This window comes from Mangrovihabitans endophyticus (genome assembly GCF_014646155.1).
Lineage (GTDB): Bacteria > Actinomycetota > Actinomycetes > Mycobacteriales > Micromonosporaceae > Actinoplanes > Actinoplanes endophyticus.
In genome coordinates this window covers 1-15,314 of sequence record NZ_BMMX01000058.1, presented here as the reverse complement: position 1 = coordinate 15,314, position 15,314 = coordinate 1, and the positions used below count along the sequence as shown (strand labels likewise).

Here is a 15,314-nt window from a genome sequence, read left to right as displayed (position 1 = left end):
AGGAAGAGATCAAAGTGCCTATCTCCAGCGTAAAGGAACCTGCCCTCGCGGTTCCTGTCCCCACTCAGCAGGGTGGGCTCGGCTTCGTCAATCTGAGCACCGCCGACGGACGCGTTGACGCGTCCGCGCTGGGCGCCGCGATCGAGTTCCACCGGAGCGAGAGTCAGCGGCTGGCGAAGGAAGCGGCGCAGCACCGCAACCAGCTGCGCGAGCTCCTGCGACGTCGCGACCAGCACATCGCTCAGCTTCAGGAGAGCGGCCTGCAGCTGACCCACATCGCTTCGCTCTACAAGGTCACCAAGGCGCGGATCGCCCAGATCACCAAGGCGTTCCGTACCGCGGGCGAGCACCTGGCGCTCCCGGGCGGTGACGCGCGATGAAGGCCTCGACCCTGACGTCGATCAGCGCGTTGACGCTGGTCACCGCGACGACGGCGGCCGCCGTGCTGGGCAATCTGCGCCTGCGCCGGCAGCTGACCGACAGCCGTCGCGAGCTGAACGTGGAGCGCGGTTCCGCGCGTCAGGACGACTTCAAACCGGTCAACGACACGTACGGGCACATCATCGGCGACCTGGTCCTGGTCGAGGTGGCCCGCCGGCTGACCAGTGTGGTCGCCGGCGAGGGCGACCTGGTGGGCCGGCTGGGCGGCGACGAGTTCGTGATCCTGGCCGACTGCCCGTACGGGCCGTTCTCGGCGATGCTGGCCCGCGACGCGGTCGCGGTGATCCGCGAGCCCATCTCGATCGGTGAGGGCCGCACGGTGTCCGTGGCGGCCTCGGTCGGCTGGGTGCAGGTGCTCGTCGGCGACGACCCGCGCGAGGCGCTGCACGCCGCTGACCTGGCGATGTACCGGGCCAAGGCGTCCGGCGGCAACCAGCAGCTGGAGTACGGGCCCTCCGAGCCCCTCGCTGAGGTCGAGCCGCGGCCGGCCCAGCGGATCCGCGACATTCACCCGCACCGCGTCCCGTCGGAGCTCGGGGTGGTGATCGCGCGATGACCACGTTCGCCGTTCCCCCGACCGGCTCGCCGGCGTGGCGCGAGATCTACCCGGTGCCGCCGCTGCTGCGGCTGGAGACCGTCGGGCCGTGGTGCCCGCTGGACGACTCCCGGCTGCAGGTCCGCGAGGACGGCTGGGGCTGCACCGCGTGCCAGGCCGGCTGGGACTTCCACGGTGAGGCCGCCCGCTGGCTGCAGGCGGCCACGACGCCGGCGGCGCCGGTCGTGCGCTGGCGGCCCTCGGCGGTGCTCGTGCTGGCTGGCCTGGCCGGCTGCGCGGCCGTCGCGGCTGGGCTGGTGGCCCTGCTGAGCCTGCTCGACGAGCACCTGGTGCTGCTGTTCGCCGCGGTGATCGCGGCGGCCGCGGTCGCCGTCGTGCTGGTTCCCCTGGCCGGCCGGGCCCGTGACTGGGCCCGCTACCGGCACAACACCGTGCGGGTGCTCGACGTCGACGGCGAGGTGCGCGATGAGCACTGAGTCGGGGACGCCGATGTCCGTGCTGGTGAAGGTCGATCTCGACTGGTCCGCTCCGGGCCACTGGGACGCCGATCACTCGCTGCCGTGCCGGGTGTGCAGCGACACCACCCAGCAGCGTGACAACACCGATTTGCCGTGCCACAAGCACTGCCGGGAGGACGAGATCGCCCGGGAGCTGCTGGGCCGGGCGTACGCGCTGGTCGCGGACGAGCGGTTCCCCGCGCCGGCGCAGCAGGGCCTGCGGGCCCGGACGGAGGTGGCCCGATGAAGGCCGAGTTCGTACGTCACGGCGGGCTGCTGGTGCCGGCCGACTCGATCGAGCTGTCGGGCGAGGCCGCCGAGCTGCGTGAGCAGCTGGCCGCCGAGCGGGACCTGCAGACGGTGCAGCGCGAGGACGTGTTCGCCCGGCGGGCCACGGCGGTGCAGCACGAGCTGGCGATGGCCGCGGTCGACGAGCAGGAGAGCGCAGCTCGCCGGGCTCGCCGGGAGCGGGTCCGCGACGCGGTGGAGGCCGACGAGCTGGCCGCGCTGTACCGGCGCGCCGCCAGCTCGGGCACCCGGGCGCGGATCCGGGCCCAGATCCAGGGCTCGGCGGAGATGCGGGCGCTGCGCATCGCCAAGGTCCGCACGGTCGCTTTGCTGGCCGGCCTGCCGGTGCTGGCGGCGTTCGCGGCCTGGTCGACGACCGGGGTGCAGGCCGGCGTGGTCCGGCTGCTCGACCTGGACGACAAGTCGGCGGCCTGGTGGGCGTCGTGGGCGATGGAGCCCGCGCTGATCGCCATCGTCGCGCTGATCATCATCGGCCGGGCGGTGCTGCGCTCCTCCGGCGGGCAGACCGACGGGCGGGCCACGGTCGCCGAGTGGAGCGCGCTGGGCATGTCGCTGGCGCTGAACATCGCCGGCGGCTGGCACGGCGGCTGGCAGGGCCTGGCCACCGCGCTGCCGCACGCGATCGGCCCGCTCGGCTGCGCCGGGACCGCGTTCCTGATCGGCCTGTTCGACTCCTACGTCTCCGACGCCCGGCCGTGGGAGAACGCGCCGCGGCTGGAGGAGCTGGGGCTGATCCCGGCCAACAACGCACCGGTACCGGCCCCGGTCCCGGTCGTGGCGTCGGTACCGGCGACCGGTACGGGCCGTTCCGGTACCGCCCGCCCCGGTACCGGTCCGGGACGGCCGCGGCCGGTACCGGCTGCGGGTACCGGTCGGCGGGCGCTGACCTCTCGTACCGGTGCGAACGCCGGTACCGGCCCGGACGCCCACGGCTCGGCCAAGGCCGCGGCCAGGGCGTTCTGGGAGACCGAGACCGCGGCCGGGCGCACCCCCAGCGGTGCGGATCTGGCCCGGGCGGCGGGACGCGACAGCGACCCGACCGGCGTCTTCCGCCGGTACGCGCGGGACTGGGCGGCCGAACTGACGACTGAGGAGAAGGCCGATGCAGCGTCCTGACCCGACCGGTACCGGCGAGGCCGGCCGCACCCTCGCGGGGGCCTGGTCCTCGGCGCCGGGGCAGCCCATCACGGGACTTCCGGACTCCCGGACTCCCGGACTTACAGAGTCACAGGCGACGGACCGGCCGGCGGCGCACGCCGCCGCCGGGCCCCGCCCGCAGCAGACGGAGGCCGACCGCATGAACACCTCGACCGAGCAGCACCCGGCTGCGGCCGCGGCGCCGGCCGGTGGCGGGGTCCGCACGCCGGGCTCGCGGCCCTCGCCGCGGCCGCGGACGACGCCGCCGGCCCCGCCCGCGGCGGCCGGACCGGTCCCGGACGACGCCCCGACCGTTACGCACGGTAACTCTCCACAAGTCTCCACTGGAGAGTCCAAGGGCGCCCCCGCGTCGCCTCTGGTCCAGGAAGACGGCGAGAAAGTCTCCAGTCTCCAGTCAAGTCTCCACTTCAACTTGGACACTCTGCGTGAGCAGATCCGGTCCGGGCTGGGCGGCATCAAGGGCTACTGGACACCGCCGTCGGTGCTCACCGAGACGCCGGCGTCGGTGGCCGAGCTGGCCGCGTACGCGCACTGGGGCGCGTGGACCAAGAGCACGGACGGGCCGCTGCGCAAGCTCGGCATCGTCTGGCACCGGGCGTTCAGCCTGCCGGCCACGGTCGTGTGCCGCTACGTCGAGTGGCTCTGGCAGCGCCCGGGCCGGCTGATCCCGGTCTACGTGCTCTGGAAGCTGCTGATCTCCACCGGCCCGGGGCCCTGGGTCGTCGACCACCTCATCCACCCGATCCTGGGCGTCATCGCCTGGGTCCTGCTCTGAGAAGAGAGAGCGATCATGGCGAAATCTGGCGTCAAGGCGGCCGTCAAGGCCGTCCAGCAGAAAGGGATCAAGGGGCTGGCCTGGGCCAGCTTCGCGCTCGCGGTCGTCGGCGGCACCCTGGCCCCGCAGATGTTCCTGGGCAAGCTGATCCAGGGCTTCCTCGGGCTGTGGCCGTGGCCGTGGATCCCGCCGGTGCTGCTCGCGGCCACGATCGTGGCCGTCGGCATCGACATCTTCATCGACCTCACCCCCAACCAGGCCGCGATCTGGTCGGCGCTGACCATGCCCACCATCGCGGCGAGCGTGAAGGGCAAGCTCGGCGACACCGTGTCGGGCTGGTGCCAGGCGCTGCTCGACCAGATCGACGGCTGGCTGCACACCTGGATCACCGACTCGTCGACCGGCCTGGCGATCGCCTGCATCGCGGCCTCGCTGATCATGGCCCGCCGAGTGGTCAAGAAGTCGAAGGCCGCGGGGGTGGCGTGATGATCGACCTCGCCGCACTGTGGCTGATCCTGTGGCTGCTCAAGAACGCCGCGATGGACGTCTCCTACGCGGTCAAGGGCGGCTCCAACCCCCGGTACGAGCTGAAGAAGGCCAAGGCCCGCGCCGCCGGGCAGAACCCGCCGGCGCAGCCGCGCTACGGCACCCGGGACTGGTTCAACGACCTGCTCGCCGACGGCCTGGAGGCGCAGACCGACTGGCGCCGGCGGCGGGCCGAGCAGAAGCGCCAGGCCCGGGAGAAGGCCGAGCTCGAGCAGGCCGAAGCCGAGCAGGACCAGGCCGGCGAGCCCGGCCAGCAGCAGCAGCCCGATCCGCAGCCGGCCGCGCAGCCGGACCCCCAGACCTCCGAACCGGGCGCCGGCGGGGCGCCCGATCCGGAGCAGCAGCAACCACCCCGCCCGACCCCGCCGCCGGTCCCCGAAGGCCCGGATGCGCAGGTCATCCCGTTCCGTAAGCCCAACCAGCAGGAGGAACCACCCGTGAGCACCGACATCAACAGCGAGGTCCAGGGTCTCGACCAGTCCATCGCGTACGCCCACAGCCTGGCCACCTTCGCCGGCGAGCACGGCCAGGCCGGTAACGAGGGCTACCTCGCCCACCTGACCGGCGCCAAGGTCGAGGGCGACGGGCTGCGCACGGCCGCGGAGATGCAGGAGGCGTTCACCAACGCCCAGACTGCGGCCGAGGCCCACGCGGCCGAGCTGGAGAAGCAGCGGGCCGTCCAGGAGGCGTACGACGCCAACCCGGACGCCGGCGACAAGGCCTTCCAGACCGAAGGCCGCTAACCGGTCCCGGGGCCCGGGCGCACCTGGCCGCGCCGCCCGGGCCCCGGGCACCACCCCCTTGATCACGACCTTGAACACCGGAGTACCGGAGTACCGGACTTCCGGAGTCCGGCACTTACAGACTCACGAACTTTCACCAGCTGGAGGATCCGGTGACCACGACGACGACGCAGACCAGCGACGAGCAGCTGCACGACGAGCCCACCACCCCCGCCCCCGCGGTGCCGCCGGTGAGTGCGCCGGAGCTGCCCGAGGCTGGACTGCGCGCGCAGATCACCCCTTGGGCCGCGATGGGTGCCCTGGTCGTCGCCGCCGGCGCGATCCGGCTGGCACAGCACGCCGCGACCGGCGCCGATGCGCAGATCGCCTACGGCGTCGCCGGCGTCGCGTTCACCGTCGCGGTCGTGGCCGCCACGGTCACCCGCAAGCGGATCACCGACCGCAAGATGCGCCACCGCCTGGTCGCCGCCCTCTACCTGGGCGCCTCCTGGCTGACCATGATCTCGTTCACCGGCGTCACCCTCGGCGCGATCGCCGCGCTGAGCATCCTCGGCGCAGGCCTGTCGCTGCTGTGGTGGAAGCAGCACCGCATCGGCCCCGGCCTGCCCGCCGAGCTCGCCGTGCTGGATCGGGCCGCCACCGCCAGCAGCGACCTGTTCGTCGAGCGGTTCAACGCCCACCTCGGTGGCAAGGGCAAGCCGTTCGCCGGAGCGAAGCTGCTCGACCCTCAGACCATCAAGGCCGGCTACCGCTTCACCCTGGAGCTGGTGCCCGGGGTGCAGAGCGTCGAGCAGGTCCGCGGGCAGGTCAACGCGCTGCGCGGCGGCCTGCGGCTGATGCCTGGCCAGGACGTCATCGTCGAGGACCACCCCACCGAGCCGGCCCCCACGGCGCTGCTGACCATCGTCACCCGCCCGCCGATCGCCAAGCCGCAGCCCTGGCCCGGCCCTGAGCTGGGATTCGACTCGGCCACCGGCTCGGTGCGCCTGGGGCCGTTCGCCGACGGCGAGGGCTGCGCCTGCTGGCGCGTCTACACCCAGGACTCGATGTGGGGCGGCTTCATCCAGGGCGGCACCGGCTCCGGCAAGAGCCGGCTGCTCGAGCAGATCGCCATGAGCTGCGCCGCCAGCACGTCACACCCGACGATCATCTGGTACGGCGACGGGCAGAACGGCGACAGCTCTCCAATGCTGGTCAAGCACGCCGACTACGCCGCGACCACCTTCAGCCAGATCTACAACATGGCTCTCGCGGCCCTGCGCATCATGAAGATCAACGGTGTGGAGCGGCGGCTGTCCGGCCGTGTCGGGTTCACCCCGACCGCCGCCTCCCCCGGCACGCTGATGATCGTCGACGAGTTCCACAAGCCGCTGGACGTCAAGCAGAACCCGCTGCTGGCCGTGGCCACTCAGGAAGCGTTCGTCACGATCGCCCGGGAAGGCCGAAAGAACGGTGTCGCGCTGATCGCGGCAACGCAGTCACCGAAGCTGGAGGCGTTCGGCTCCACCGGCGGCGCGGACACCCTGCGCGCCTGCCTGCTCGACGGCAACGGGCTGATCATGCGGTCGAAGAACCCCAACGCCAAGACCGTCTTCGGCGTGGACATCAACCCGCGCAAGTTCCCCAAGCTGGCCGGCTACGGCTACCTGTGCGACCCCGACCCGGGCGCCCGGTCGGCGCCGTTCCGCGGCTTCTGGGTCACCGACGAACTCGCCGTCTACTGGCCCTCGCGCATCACCTGGCGCACGCAGCCCCTCCGGCAGGCCAACTTCGCCGGCAAGGACTACGCCAAGCGCCACGACGTCGTCGCCGAGCAGCGCTTCGCCGACGAGATGCTGCTAGCGATGGCCGACGCCGGCTCCGTCGACGAGATCGAGGAGCTGGAGAAGACGATGGACCGGGCCGCAGCCGCCCGCGACACCGTCGACGTCGTTGAGTTCGGCGACGGGCACCCGCCGGTGCGCCGCGTGGCCAAGTTCTGGGAGCAGCAGCCCCAGCCTGGCCCGGGCCGCCCGGCCGAGCTCAACACCGGCCAGCGCAAGGTCCTGGAGGCGATCACGGCCGGGCACGCCAGCCCGAAGGAGATCATCACCGCGACCGGTTACAGCTCCAGCCAGGTCTACAACCTGCTCGGCGAGCTCGACAAGCTCGGCGAGATTAGCAAGGCGGGATACGGCCGCTACGAGGCCAACCAGACCGCCGCATAACCCACCCAACCGGCCCGGCCGGGGCAGCACCGCGCGTCCCGGCCCTCCCTCCGCACGCCCAAAATCCGGCACCACGACACCAAGGAGACCCACCACCGTGGACACCACCTCCACCACCGGGCAGCACCTCACCCTGGTCGACCAGCCCGACACCGCCGGCCTTCCGTTCTGGCGACGGGCCGCGGCCGCGGTCACCAACGGCACCGACCGCGCGCTGCGCTTTCTGCGTGAGGACGGCCTGCTGGTCGTGATCGCCCTGATCGTCCTGGCCGTGGTCGCCGCCACGTTGTGGCTGGCCTGGGTGATCCTGTCCGCGTTCTTCTCCGCGCTGGGCACCATCGCCGGCGCCGCCGGCGACGGCCTCTCCAATCTGGTCGGCTGGCTCGCCCACGGGCCGATCACCCACGCGATCAACGACCCGGTCCGCGGCTTCCTCGACGCGCACACCACGGGCTTGCCGGCCAGCGGCCACGACCTGTGGATCACCTGGCTGGCCACCGCCGGCGTGCTCTACCTGATGGGCATGGCCGGCTCCGGCTACGCCCGGATCGGCTGGGCCGTCATCGGGGCGCTGACCGCGGCCGCGGCGTACTTCGGTGCGGCCGCGGCGACTGGGCCGGCGGCAGCCGGGCTCACCGCGGCGGTGTGGCTGCTGCTGTCGCTGCCGGTCTACGCCCGGGCCAAGCGCGCCTCGGTGCTCGAGCAGATCGCCCTCGACCTCCAGCAGCGCCGGGAGGCCCGCCAGGAACTCGCCGAGCGCCGTGCGAGGCGCGGGCGCGCCGCCGCCAACACCGCGAGCTGACCGCTTCCGTCCCCCGGCCCGGGCCAGCTGCTCTGGGCCGGCGGGCGGTGGCCGCCAGATCGGCGTCCAGCCCCTGCCCGTACGCGGGCGGCCCCAGCACCTTGCACCGGTCCGCGGGGCCGCCCACCACCTCAAGAGAGGCACTGCCCATCATGACCGATCCCACGACCAGCGCGGCGATCCCCGCGGCGGCGGCTGGCCGGCTGACCGCCGACGTCGACGCGCTGCTGCGCCCCCTGCGCGCCGACGCCGGACTCGAGCAGCTGCTCGACGAACGCGACACCATCCTGACCGGCGTCTCCGTGCGCCTGGCCGACGAGCTCGCCGCGGTGCGCGCCACCGAGCCGCGCGCCGACACCAAGGCCGGCCAGCTGCAGCAGCTGTGCTCCGGGCTGCTGCTGGCCGGGCTGGCCCTGCTCAGCTCCGGCAAGTTGCCCGGGCACGCCGCGGTGTTCGGCTGGGCCGCGGCCGCCCTGCTGATCGCCGCGGTGACGCTGCTGTCGACCGCTACCCGCCCGAACCTGCGCGGCGGCCGGTTCGGATTCGTGCGCTGGGCGCGCCTGGCCGACGACCAGGACCTCATCGCCGAGGTCGCCGGCGAGACCGACCTGGACGCCGACTGCACCCGCCAGGCCCAGCAGCTGCGCTGGCTGTCGCGGTCGCTGTACGGCAAGTTCGCCCGGATCCGCACCGCGCAGAGCCTGTTCGTGACCGCCCTGGCCGTCGCCGCGATCGCCGCCGCCCTGACCGCGATCGGCCGGTGACCACCGTGACCGCCACCCCCACCACCACCGCGGCGACGGCCGTGGTGCCGGGCGCGGAGCTGAGCATCCTGCTCGCCGAGTACGGCGCGCTCAAGGACGAGCAGCAGAAGCGCATCGACCGCCGCGACCACCTGGTCTACGGCACGCTGACCGCCGTCGCGGCCACCCTGGCCGCCGCCGGCAAGCTGCCCGCGGCCCTGTTGCTGCTGCCCGTGGTCACCGTCGTGCTCGGCTGGACGCACCTGGTCACCGATCTGAAGGTCGCCACCGCCGGGCGCTACCTGCGCGACGACCTGAGCGTGCGCCTGAGCGCCCTGGCCGGCGCCCCGGTGCTCGGCTGGGAGACCGCGCACCGCGCCGACGACCGCCGCCGGCAGCGGCGCGGCCTGCAGCTGGCCGTCGACCTGGCCACCTTCCCCTGCCCCGGCCTGGTGTCCGTCGGCGCCTACCTGAGCCTGGGGCACCCGCCGGTGCTCGGCTGGCTCGCCGCGCTGCTGCTCGGCGCGGCCGCGCTCGTGCTGGCCGGCCAGCAGGCCCTGTACGCCGCCGACGGCCGGCGGCTGCGGCTGCGGATCGGGGGCCGGCGATGAGCCTCGACCTCACCTACAGCACGGCCACCGCGCTGGCGTTCCTCGGCACCCTCGCAGCGCTCGGCGCCGGGCACCTGCCCGGGGACATCGCGGTGCAGTCCAACGCCGACGCCACCGGCAAGGCCATGCCCGGCAACGACCGGCTCGCCGCCGGCGCGCACCCGTGGACCGGCTGGGGCCACTGCGCCCGGCACACGCTGACCTACCTGGCCTGCCAGGCCGTCGCCGTCTTCCTGGTGCTGCTGGTCGTTCCGGTCCCGCTGCCCGGCGCGATCGCCGCGCTGGCGTTCTCCGGCGCCACCCACGCGGTCATTGACCGGCGCTGGCTGGTCGCCCGGCTGCTGGCCGCCAAAGGCTGCACCAGCTGGAAGGACATGACCTTTTGGGCTGACCAGAGCCTGCACTGGGCGGCCATGTTCCTCGCCGCGCTGATCGCCGCCCGCACCCACACCTTCCACAAGGCCGGCCTGGTCGCCGGCTTCGGCGTGCTGCTGATCGCGTACGCGCTGTTCGCCGAGCATCGTCACGCCCGCGGCGTCGCCGCCGGGCCCGCCCCCACCGACCGGCTCTGAAAGGACCCTCTGCCATGACGATCACCGCTACCCGGCCCGTGCGCCTGACTCCCGACGACGCGAAGATCCTCTCCCTGTACGCCGGCGGGGACAGCGCCGCCGAGATCTGCACCGCCACCGGCTTCAGCCTCGCCCGCGTCGGGCGCGTCCTGGACGAGCACGCCGGCAACAACCGCGGACTCGCCTACAAGGTCGTGATCGACTACGCCGAGCGGACCCAGACCGCCACGGCCGCCACCCCGGCCACCCCCGCCACGCCGCCGGCCCCCGCGACCGCGGGGGCCGAGCCGAGCACCGTCGAGCCTGCCGCCGAACCCGCCGCCGAGGCTGCGGGTGACCAGATCACGGCCCTGCTCGACCAGGTCGACGCGACTGGCGAGGCGCGCCTGCAGCGCAGCGCGGGCAAGATCCGGGAGCTGGTCGACGGGCTGCGTGCCGAGCTGGCCCAGCACCTGCGCGAGGTGCCGCTGCGCGCCGAGCAGGCCCGGCTGCGGGCCCGCCTGGCCGAGATCGACGCCCAGCTGCAGGGCCGCCCCGCCCCCACCGGCGAGCAGCCTGGGGTCGACAGCAAGAAGGTGCGGGCCTGGGCCGCCGAGCAGGGCTTCGACTGCTCGGCCCACGGCCGGATCCCCGCCGGCGTGCTCGCCGCGTACCGGAAGGCCCACCAGTGACCAGTGAGATCCTGACCGGCTTCGAGCAGGCCTGCGCCGAGCAGACCCCAGTCATCCTGGGCGGCCGCCGCTACCGGATCACCGGCCTCGGCACCTGCCCGGACGGCCAGTGCAGCACCACGGCCGACTGCCCCGGGCTGCTCTACCTGCACACCGACGACACCGGCGAGCACGCCCTGGCCCTACCCGCCGTGCACCTGGCTGCCAGCTTCGCCGACCAGGGCGAGCAGTACCGGCTGGAGATCGTCACCGATCCCGACCCCGACGTCCCGGCCGCCCTCGTTGTCTTCTGCGCCGACGGGATCGCCGCGGCGATCGCGACGGCCCGCCGGCTGCTCGCCACCGTCGACGGGCCGGCCGACCTGTACGGCGAGCTCTACCAGCGCAACGGCGACCTGGCCGACTTCCTGACCACCATCCACCTGGGAGCGTGAGCGATGCCGCACGCCGACACCCTCACGGTGGTCCACCACGACGACACCCGGACCACCTACACCGAGATCATCGGCTACCAGCTGCACCGCGATGGCGTCCGGATCTGGACGCCTGACGGCGAGACCCTCCACACTGACGTCCTGATGACCCACGCGTATCAGGCCAGCGCGGAGCGTGAGCAGTGAGCGCCGTCGACGCGGGCGAGGTCACCGGCCTCGACCAGTGCATCGCGTACGCGCAGCACCTCGCCGGCGAAGCCGGCCAGCACGGGCCGGACGGCAACGAGGACTACCTGGGCCGGCTCGCCGCCGCTCGGGTGACCGGGGCTGGCCTCACCACCGGCCGCGACATGCAGGACGCGTTCGCCGCCGCGGCGGCCGCGGCTGCGGCACACACCGACCAGTTGACCCAGCAGAAAACCGTCCAGGAGGCCTACGACATGACCGACGGCGCCGGCGACAAGGACTTCCAGCGCGGCGAGCAGAGCACCCCGAACCGGCACGAGATCCTGCGGGACTACCAGAGCTGGGGCGGACGTACCTCGCTGGCCGAGCAGGCCGCGACTGCGCGCCGGAACCTGCTTGGTCAGCTGCGGGATCTGACCGCGGTGCTGGCCGCTGGCGGTGCCGCCGAGGAAGGCATCACTGCGGCCGAGCTCGAGCAGATCCGCTCCGCGGCGCTGCGGCTTGCCGCGGCCGCGGACACCGCCACCGACCAGCTCGGAGGAGCCCGATGAGCCACGACACCACGGCGGCCGAAGTCGTCGGCCTCGACCAGTCGATCGCGTACGCCGAGGGCCTGGCGGCCGAGGCCGGCGAGCACGGCACCGACGGCGGCGAGACCTACCTGGCCCACCTGGCCGAGCGCCGCGTCGTCGGCGCCGGGCTGACCACCGCCACCGACATGCAGGAGGCGTTCACCACCGCGGCGGCCGCCGCGGCCGCGCACGCCGCCGAGCTGACCAAGCAGAAGAGCGTCCAGGAGGCGTACGACGCCGCCCCGGACGCCGGCGACAAGGACTTCCAGCTCGGCGCCGACAGCGGCGCCGGGCAGGCCACCCCGGCCAGCACCGCCACCAGCACGGAAGGGACACCTGTGAACGACGACGACAGCGACGACCCCCGGCAGCCCGCCGGGCGCACCGAAGGCGGCTACCACCGGTGCACCAACTGCGGCTATGTGGCCGACCGGGGCGAGCAGCCGCCGCGGCGCTGCTGGAACTGCGGGACCGTCGACGGCCAGTGGACGCCGGCCGAGACGTTCTTCCCGGACCGGCCCAGCGACGACGCGGTCGCCGCGGACACCCGCGACGTGGAGACCGAGATCCGCAACGCCTACGCCCGGCTGGCCCACCAGTACGGCGACGGGGTGTCGCTGACCGACCTGCGCGCCGCCCTGCCCGAAGGCCTCGACCGCGCCGCGGTGGACGCCGCGCTCTACAAGCTGGCCGCCCACAGCGACGTGTCGCTGACCCCTCGCACCGACCAGAAACTGGCCGACGACGAGACCCAGCGCACGGCCCTGGCAACCGGCGCCAGCTACGCGCACACCCTGCGGATCCACCGCAACCGCAGCATGCTCGACACCGCGCAGCGCATCCACATGGCCGATCGCCGGACGGCCGAGTCGATGCTGGCGCCGCTGTCGGACCGCGACGTGGCCTACCTGGCCGAGCGGATGGACGTCGACACCAACGGCACCACCGAGCAGCTGCGCGAGCGGATCGCCGACCGCGCCGACCGCAACCGCGAGGAATGGCTGGCCGACGCCCGGCAGGGCGCCGACGACGGCACGCTGCTCTACCGGGCCGACAACGAGCCCGAGTGGGTGGCCACCTGGACCGAAGAGGACCGGCAGAAGGCCGCCGCGGCCGCCGCCCGGCTGCAGCACCGGGCCGCCACCGAGGAACGCTGGGCGTACGTCAAGGACCGCGCCGACCGGTGGGCCAACCCGCAGCCGGCCGCCACGACCGGCTCGTAGGAGCACCTTCCCCGGAGCACGAAAAAGGCCCTCACGCCGTGGCGTGGGGGCCTTTTTCGTGTCCTGGGCCTGCCGACTTCCGGAGTCCGGAAGTCCCGAAGTTCCGCCCGTCAGATGGAGCACAGCTCGAACCGGGAGTGCACGGCGAGCTCGTCGACGGGCACCACGGTGCCCCTCCGGCGGGCCGCGAGGAAGCCGAGCCGCTCGAACTCGAGCATCGCCTGGCGCAGCTCGTCGACGCCGATCCCGACGTCGCCGGCGAGATGTTCCAGGGTGGTCGACAGCGTCCCGCCGGCCGCGGCGATGCGCGCCTCGATGACGGCCAGGCGCTCGCCGGCAAACGGTACCGCCGCGGCCGCCGGCGGCTGGTCGACCGCGAACGTCTCCCGCGAGGGCCGCGGCCGCGGCACCGCGGCGGTCTCGATCGCCTGCAGCTGCTCGTCGACGGCGGCGATCGCGCGGTCGATCCGCGGTGCGTTCCACGGTCCGATCCGCCCATCGGCCAGCTGCGCGCGCAGCTCGTCGAGGGCCTTCTCCCACCCGGCCGCAGTGCTCGGATACTTCGCCCGCACGACGCGCTCGACGATCCGCTCGGCCGGCTGAGCGCGCACCCGGCCGGTGTCGACGTCGTCCTGCAGGCGCCGCTTCGCGGTGCGCGCTTCGTACGCGCGCTGGCGGCACGACCGGTCGCAGTAGCGCAGCAACCGGCCGGTCGGCGGCTGAGCGACCGCGCGCCCGCACCACTCGCACGGCGTCTGCAGCGGCCGTTCCGTGACGCTCATCCGGCCACGGTAGGCGCGTCACTGACGTTCCGGCGAGGCACTTTGTGCAAGAGGTGTGTCCCTTCCGGAACCGGCCCGCTGGCCCGGCCTGGAACGCCCGGCGCAACGTCACTGACGTTCCGAACGACATTGGAATGCCAGGGGGTGTGCTGGGTCTGAAAGCGCCTTGGGGAAGAGAGGAGATCCCTCCTACCGGAGGGTGTCGGGGTTCGCTCTCCACCTGCCCTGATCTGTCAAAAGGGCGCTGGCCTGCACTGTGACATAGATGCGTGACCACGTTCAAGATCGTGGGTGGTGCTGGGTGGTGAAGGCGTGGTGAAGCCTTGACGGAAGGGCCAGCGCGAGCGCCTGACAGACGCCTGACAGATGGCCCGGGCGCGATCGCGCCGCGGCCGTACCGCGGCCGCCGGCGGCCGCGGTGGCGATCGCCACGACCGGCTCACCGCGCCCGGTGAGACAGCTTTGGCGGCCAATCCGCATATCTTGCTCGGCCCGGTAACGCCCCTTCCCCGAGCGCCCTCGCGGCCCCAAGGCTGCCTTCGCTTTTAACTTGCTCCGCGCCGCGGCCGCCCGTTGCCGAGCGCGCCGGCCGCGCGCCAGGCGGGGTCGTAAGGCTGCCTTATTTCTAGCTTGCTCGGCCCACCGCGCCGCCTGGTCGACGTCGCCGGCGGCGCCGTAACTAGGAGTTCCCTTTTAACTTGCTCCGCGGGTGCCGGGCCCGATCGGTCGGTGGCAAGCCGGCGCAGCCGGCGCGGCAGTCGGGCGCCGCAACCACCGCGGCGGCCACCCACGCACGGCGCCCGTTCCGGCCTGGAACGCTCGCAGAGCCGCCCGGGCGACCGGACCGTTCCAGTGGAACGGCCGGGCCGTTCCAACCGCCCTACGGGCCGTTCCGCGGGCCGCCCGGGCGCGGCGTGCGCGCCGGCGGAAAGAGGGGCAGCCGTCGACGCCACAGGGGACGGATCACGACCACGGCGGCCGCCCGGTCACGGTGACAGCACCGGGCCGGACGACGGTAAAGATGTCGGCTCCGGCAACGCCCCCGTTGCCACCCTCGCGACCAGCACAGACGTGCTGCCGGCCGCGGCGGCAATAGCGAAGTCTTGAGGAAGTCTTGACGCACTCGGCGGCCGCGGCCGCGGCGACGTGACAACACCCTCCGCCCGGGCCGGCGCCGGGTCACCGCAGCTGCCGGTCGACCAGAGCGATCGTCTCGTCGACGCGGGCCATGCGCTGCTCGCACAGCGCGGCCGCCCGGGCCAGCCAGTCCGGCGCCGTCCCGGTGGCGTTCAACGCGGCGACGGCCTGGTTGAGGTTGGTGCCGATCCGGCCGACCGCGGTGCGCACGTCGAACAGCTCCGCCTGCAGTTCGGCCAGGGCCTCGCGTAGCGGGTCCAGCCCGGCCGGGCGCTCGATGCCGCGGGCGGCGGCCAGGCCGGCCTCGGCGAGGAACCCGGTCGGCGTCAGACCGGCGGCGGCCGCCGCC

20 protein-coding genes are annotated in these 15,314 nt (G+C 73.4%); 18 read left to right on the top strand and 2 right to left on the bottom strand.

The features are described 5' to 3' along the window. The first annotated feature begins 14 nt into the window (after positions 1-14). The 18 genes from IEY73_RS30220 (at position 15) to IEY73_RS30135 (ending at position 13,046) form a co-directional block, all read left to right on the top strand. Positions 15-380 (top strand): hypothetical protein, encoded by a 366-nt coding sequence (locus IEY73_RS30220; protein ID WP_189082755.1) that lies wholly within the window; start codon positions 15-17, stop codon positions 378-380. Next, a complete protein-coding gene (locus tag IEY73_RS30215; protein ID WP_189082754.1) occupies positions 377-997 on the top strand; it encodes a diguanylate cyclase domain-containing protein in 621 nt (206 codons plus the stop codon). Before IEY73_RS30220 ends, IEY73_RS30215 begins: the two co-directional genes overlap by 4 nt. Continuing rightward, the gene (locus IEY73_RS30210; RefSeq protein ID WP_189082753.1) at positions 994-1,473 is read left to right on the top strand and encodes a hypothetical protein; all 480 of its coding nucleotides are present in this window, start codon (positions 994-996) and stop codon (positions 1,471-1,473) included. The genes IEY73_RS30215 and IEY73_RS30210 overlap by 4 nt, the downstream gene beginning before the upstream one ends. Then, the gene (locus tag IEY73_RS30205) at positions 1,463-1,741 is read left to right on the top strand and encodes a hypothetical protein (RefSeq protein ID WP_229716298.1); all 279 of its coding nucleotides are present in this window, start codon (positions 1,463-1,465) and stop codon (positions 1,739-1,741) included. The genes IEY73_RS30210 and IEY73_RS30205 overlap by 11 nt, the downstream gene beginning before the upstream one ends. Then, positions 1,738-2,919 (top strand): hypothetical protein, encoded by a 1,182-nt coding sequence (locus tag IEY73_RS30200; protein ID WP_189082752.1) that lies wholly within the window; start codon positions 1,738-1,740, stop codon positions 2,917-2,919. Before IEY73_RS30205 ends, IEY73_RS30200 begins: the two co-directional genes overlap by 4 nt. 454 nt (positions 2,920-3,373) lie before the next feature. Continuing rightward, the gene (locus IEY73_RS30195; RefSeq protein WP_189082751.1) at positions 3,374-3,736 is read left to right on the top strand and encodes a hypothetical protein; all 363 of its coding nucleotides are present in this window, start codon (positions 3,374-3,376) and stop codon (positions 3,734-3,736) included. Between the two features lie 15 nt (positions 3,737-3,751). Then, a complete protein-coding gene (locus IEY73_RS30190; protein WP_189082750.1) occupies positions 3,752-4,222 on the top strand; it encodes a transcription antitermination NusB family protein in 471 nt (156 codons plus the stop codon). Next, positions 4,222-5,025 carry a hypothetical protein gene (locus IEY73_RS30185; RefSeq protein ID WP_189082749.1) on the top strand — a complete coding sequence of 268 codons (804 nt, stop codon included), beginning with the start codon at positions 4,222-4,224 and terminating at the stop codon, positions 5,023-5,025. The genes IEY73_RS30190 and IEY73_RS30185 overlap by 1 nt, the downstream gene beginning before the upstream one ends. 152 nt (positions 5,026-5,177) lie before the next feature. Further along, positions 5,178-7,232, top strand: coding sequence for a type IV secretory system conjugative DNA transfer family protein (locus IEY73_RS30180; RefSeq protein WP_189082748.1), 2,055 nt, complete (start codon positions 5,178-5,180; stop codon positions 7,230-7,232). Positions 7,233-7,329: 97 nt separating this feature from the next. After that, complete coding sequence (locus tag IEY73_RS30175; RefSeq protein ID WP_189082747.1) at positions 7,330-8,034, top strand: hypothetical protein; 705 nt, start codon at positions 7,330-7,332, stop codon at positions 8,032-8,034. A gap of 152 nt (positions 8,035-8,186) precedes the next feature. After that, positions 8,187-8,798 (top strand): Pycsar system effector family protein, encoded by a 612-nt coding sequence (locus tag IEY73_RS30170; RefSeq protein ID WP_189082746.1) that lies wholly within the window; start codon positions 8,187-8,189, stop codon positions 8,796-8,798. Continuing rightward, positions 8,795-9,388 (top strand): hypothetical protein, encoded by a 594-nt coding sequence (locus tag IEY73_RS30165; RefSeq protein ID WP_189082745.1) that lies wholly within the window; start codon positions 8,795-8,797, stop codon positions 9,386-9,388. The genes IEY73_RS30170 and IEY73_RS30165 overlap by 4 nt, the downstream gene beginning before the upstream one ends. After that, a complete protein-coding gene (locus IEY73_RS30160; RefSeq protein ID WP_189082744.1) occupies positions 9,385-9,960 on the top strand; it encodes a DUF3307 domain-containing protein in 576 nt (191 codons plus the stop codon). The genes IEY73_RS30165 and IEY73_RS30160 overlap by 4 nt, the downstream gene beginning before the upstream one ends. Before the next feature lie 14 nt (positions 9,961-9,974). Beyond that, positions 9,975-10,631, top strand: coding sequence for an Lsr2 family DNA-binding protein (locus IEY73_RS30155; RefSeq protein ID WP_189082743.1), 657 nt, complete (start codon positions 9,975-9,977; stop codon positions 10,629-10,631). Continuing rightward, positions 10,628-11,065: a hypothetical protein gene (locus IEY73_RS34285; protein ID WP_306661563.1), complete on the top strand. Its 438-nt coding sequence runs from the start codon at positions 10,628-10,630 to the stop codon at positions 11,063-11,065. The genes IEY73_RS30155 and IEY73_RS34285 overlap by 4 nt, the downstream gene beginning before the upstream one ends. Positions 11,066-11,068: 3 nt before the next feature. Next, positions 11,069-11,251, top strand: coding sequence for a hypothetical protein (locus IEY73_RS30145; protein ID WP_189082742.1), 183 nt, complete (start codon positions 11,069-11,071; stop codon positions 11,249-11,251). After that, positions 11,248-11,802 carry a hypothetical protein gene (locus tag IEY73_RS30140; protein WP_189082741.1) on the top strand — a complete coding sequence of 185 codons (555 nt, stop codon included), beginning with the start codon at positions 11,248-11,250 and terminating at the stop codon, positions 11,800-11,802. The genes IEY73_RS30145 and IEY73_RS30140 overlap by 4 nt, the downstream gene beginning before the upstream one ends. After that, entirely contained in the window at positions 11,799-13,046 is a 1,248-nt protein-coding gene (locus IEY73_RS30135; protein ID WP_189082740.1) for a hypothetical protein, read from the top strand. The genes IEY73_RS30140 and IEY73_RS30135 overlap by 4 nt, the downstream gene beginning before the upstream one ends. 110 nt (positions 13,047-13,156) lie before the next feature. Here the strand turns inward: IEY73_RS30135 and IEY73_RS30130 are convergent, their stop codons facing one another. Continuing rightward, entirely contained in the window at positions 13,157-13,828 is a 672-nt protein-coding gene (locus tag IEY73_RS30130) for a hypothetical protein (protein ID WP_189082774.1), read from the bottom strand. Positions 13,829-15,007: 1,179 nt separating this feature from the next. After that, on the bottom strand, positions 15,008-15,314 hold a 307-nt coding region (locus tag IEY73_RS30125; RefSeq protein ID WP_189082739.1), incomplete at its 5' end, for a hypothetical protein.

Excerpts from the sequence above, each read along its gene's own strand:
- IEY73_RS30215 (WP_189082754.1), top strand. The coding sequence starts at position 377 with ATGAAGGCCTCGACCCTGACGTCGATCAGCGCGTTGACGCTGGTCACC.
- IEY73_RS30210 (WP_189082753.1), top strand. The coding sequence starts at position 994 with ATGACCACGTTCGCCGTTCCCCCGACCGGCTCGCCGGCGTGGCGCGAG.
- IEY73_RS30205 (WP_229716298.1), top strand. The coding sequence starts at position 1,463 with ATGAGCACTGAGTCGGGGACGCCGATGTCCGTGCTGGTGAAGGTCGAT.
- IEY73_RS30200 (WP_189082752.1), top strand. The coding sequence starts at position 1,738 with ATGAAGGCCGAGTTCGTACGTCACGGCGGGCTGCTGGTGCCGGCCGAC.
- IEY73_RS30190 (WP_189082750.1), top strand. The coding sequence starts at position 3,752 with ATGGCGAAATCTGGCGTCAAGGCGGCCGTCAAGGCCGTCCAGCAGAAA.
- IEY73_RS30185 (WP_189082749.1), top strand. The coding sequence starts at position 4,222 with ATGATCGACCTCGCCGCACTGTGGCTGATCCTGTGGCTGCTCAAGAAC.
- IEY73_RS30170 (WP_189082746.1), top strand. The coding sequence starts at position 8,187 with ATGACCGATCCCACGACCAGCGCGGCGATCCCCGCGGCGGCGGCTGGC.
- IEY73_RS30160 (WP_189082744.1), top strand. The coding sequence starts at position 9,385 with ATGAGCCTCGACCTCACCTACAGCACGGCCACCGCGCTGGCGTTCCTC.
- IEY73_RS30155 (WP_189082743.1), top strand. The coding sequence starts at position 9,975 with ATGACGATCACCGCTACCCGGCCCGTGCGCCTGACTCCCGACGACGCG.
- IEY73_RS30145 (WP_189082742.1), top strand. The coding sequence starts at position 11,069 with ATGCCGCACGCCGACACCCTCACGGTGGTCCACCACGACGACACCCGG.
- IEY73_RS30135 (WP_189082740.1), top strand. The coding sequence starts at position 11,799 with ATGAGCCACGACACCACGGCGGCCGAAGTCGTCGGCCTCGACCAGTCG.
- IEY73_RS30130 (WP_189082774.1), bottom strand. The coding sequence starts at position 13,828 with ATGAGCGTCACGGAACGGCCGCTGCAGACGCCGTGCGAGTGGTGCGGG.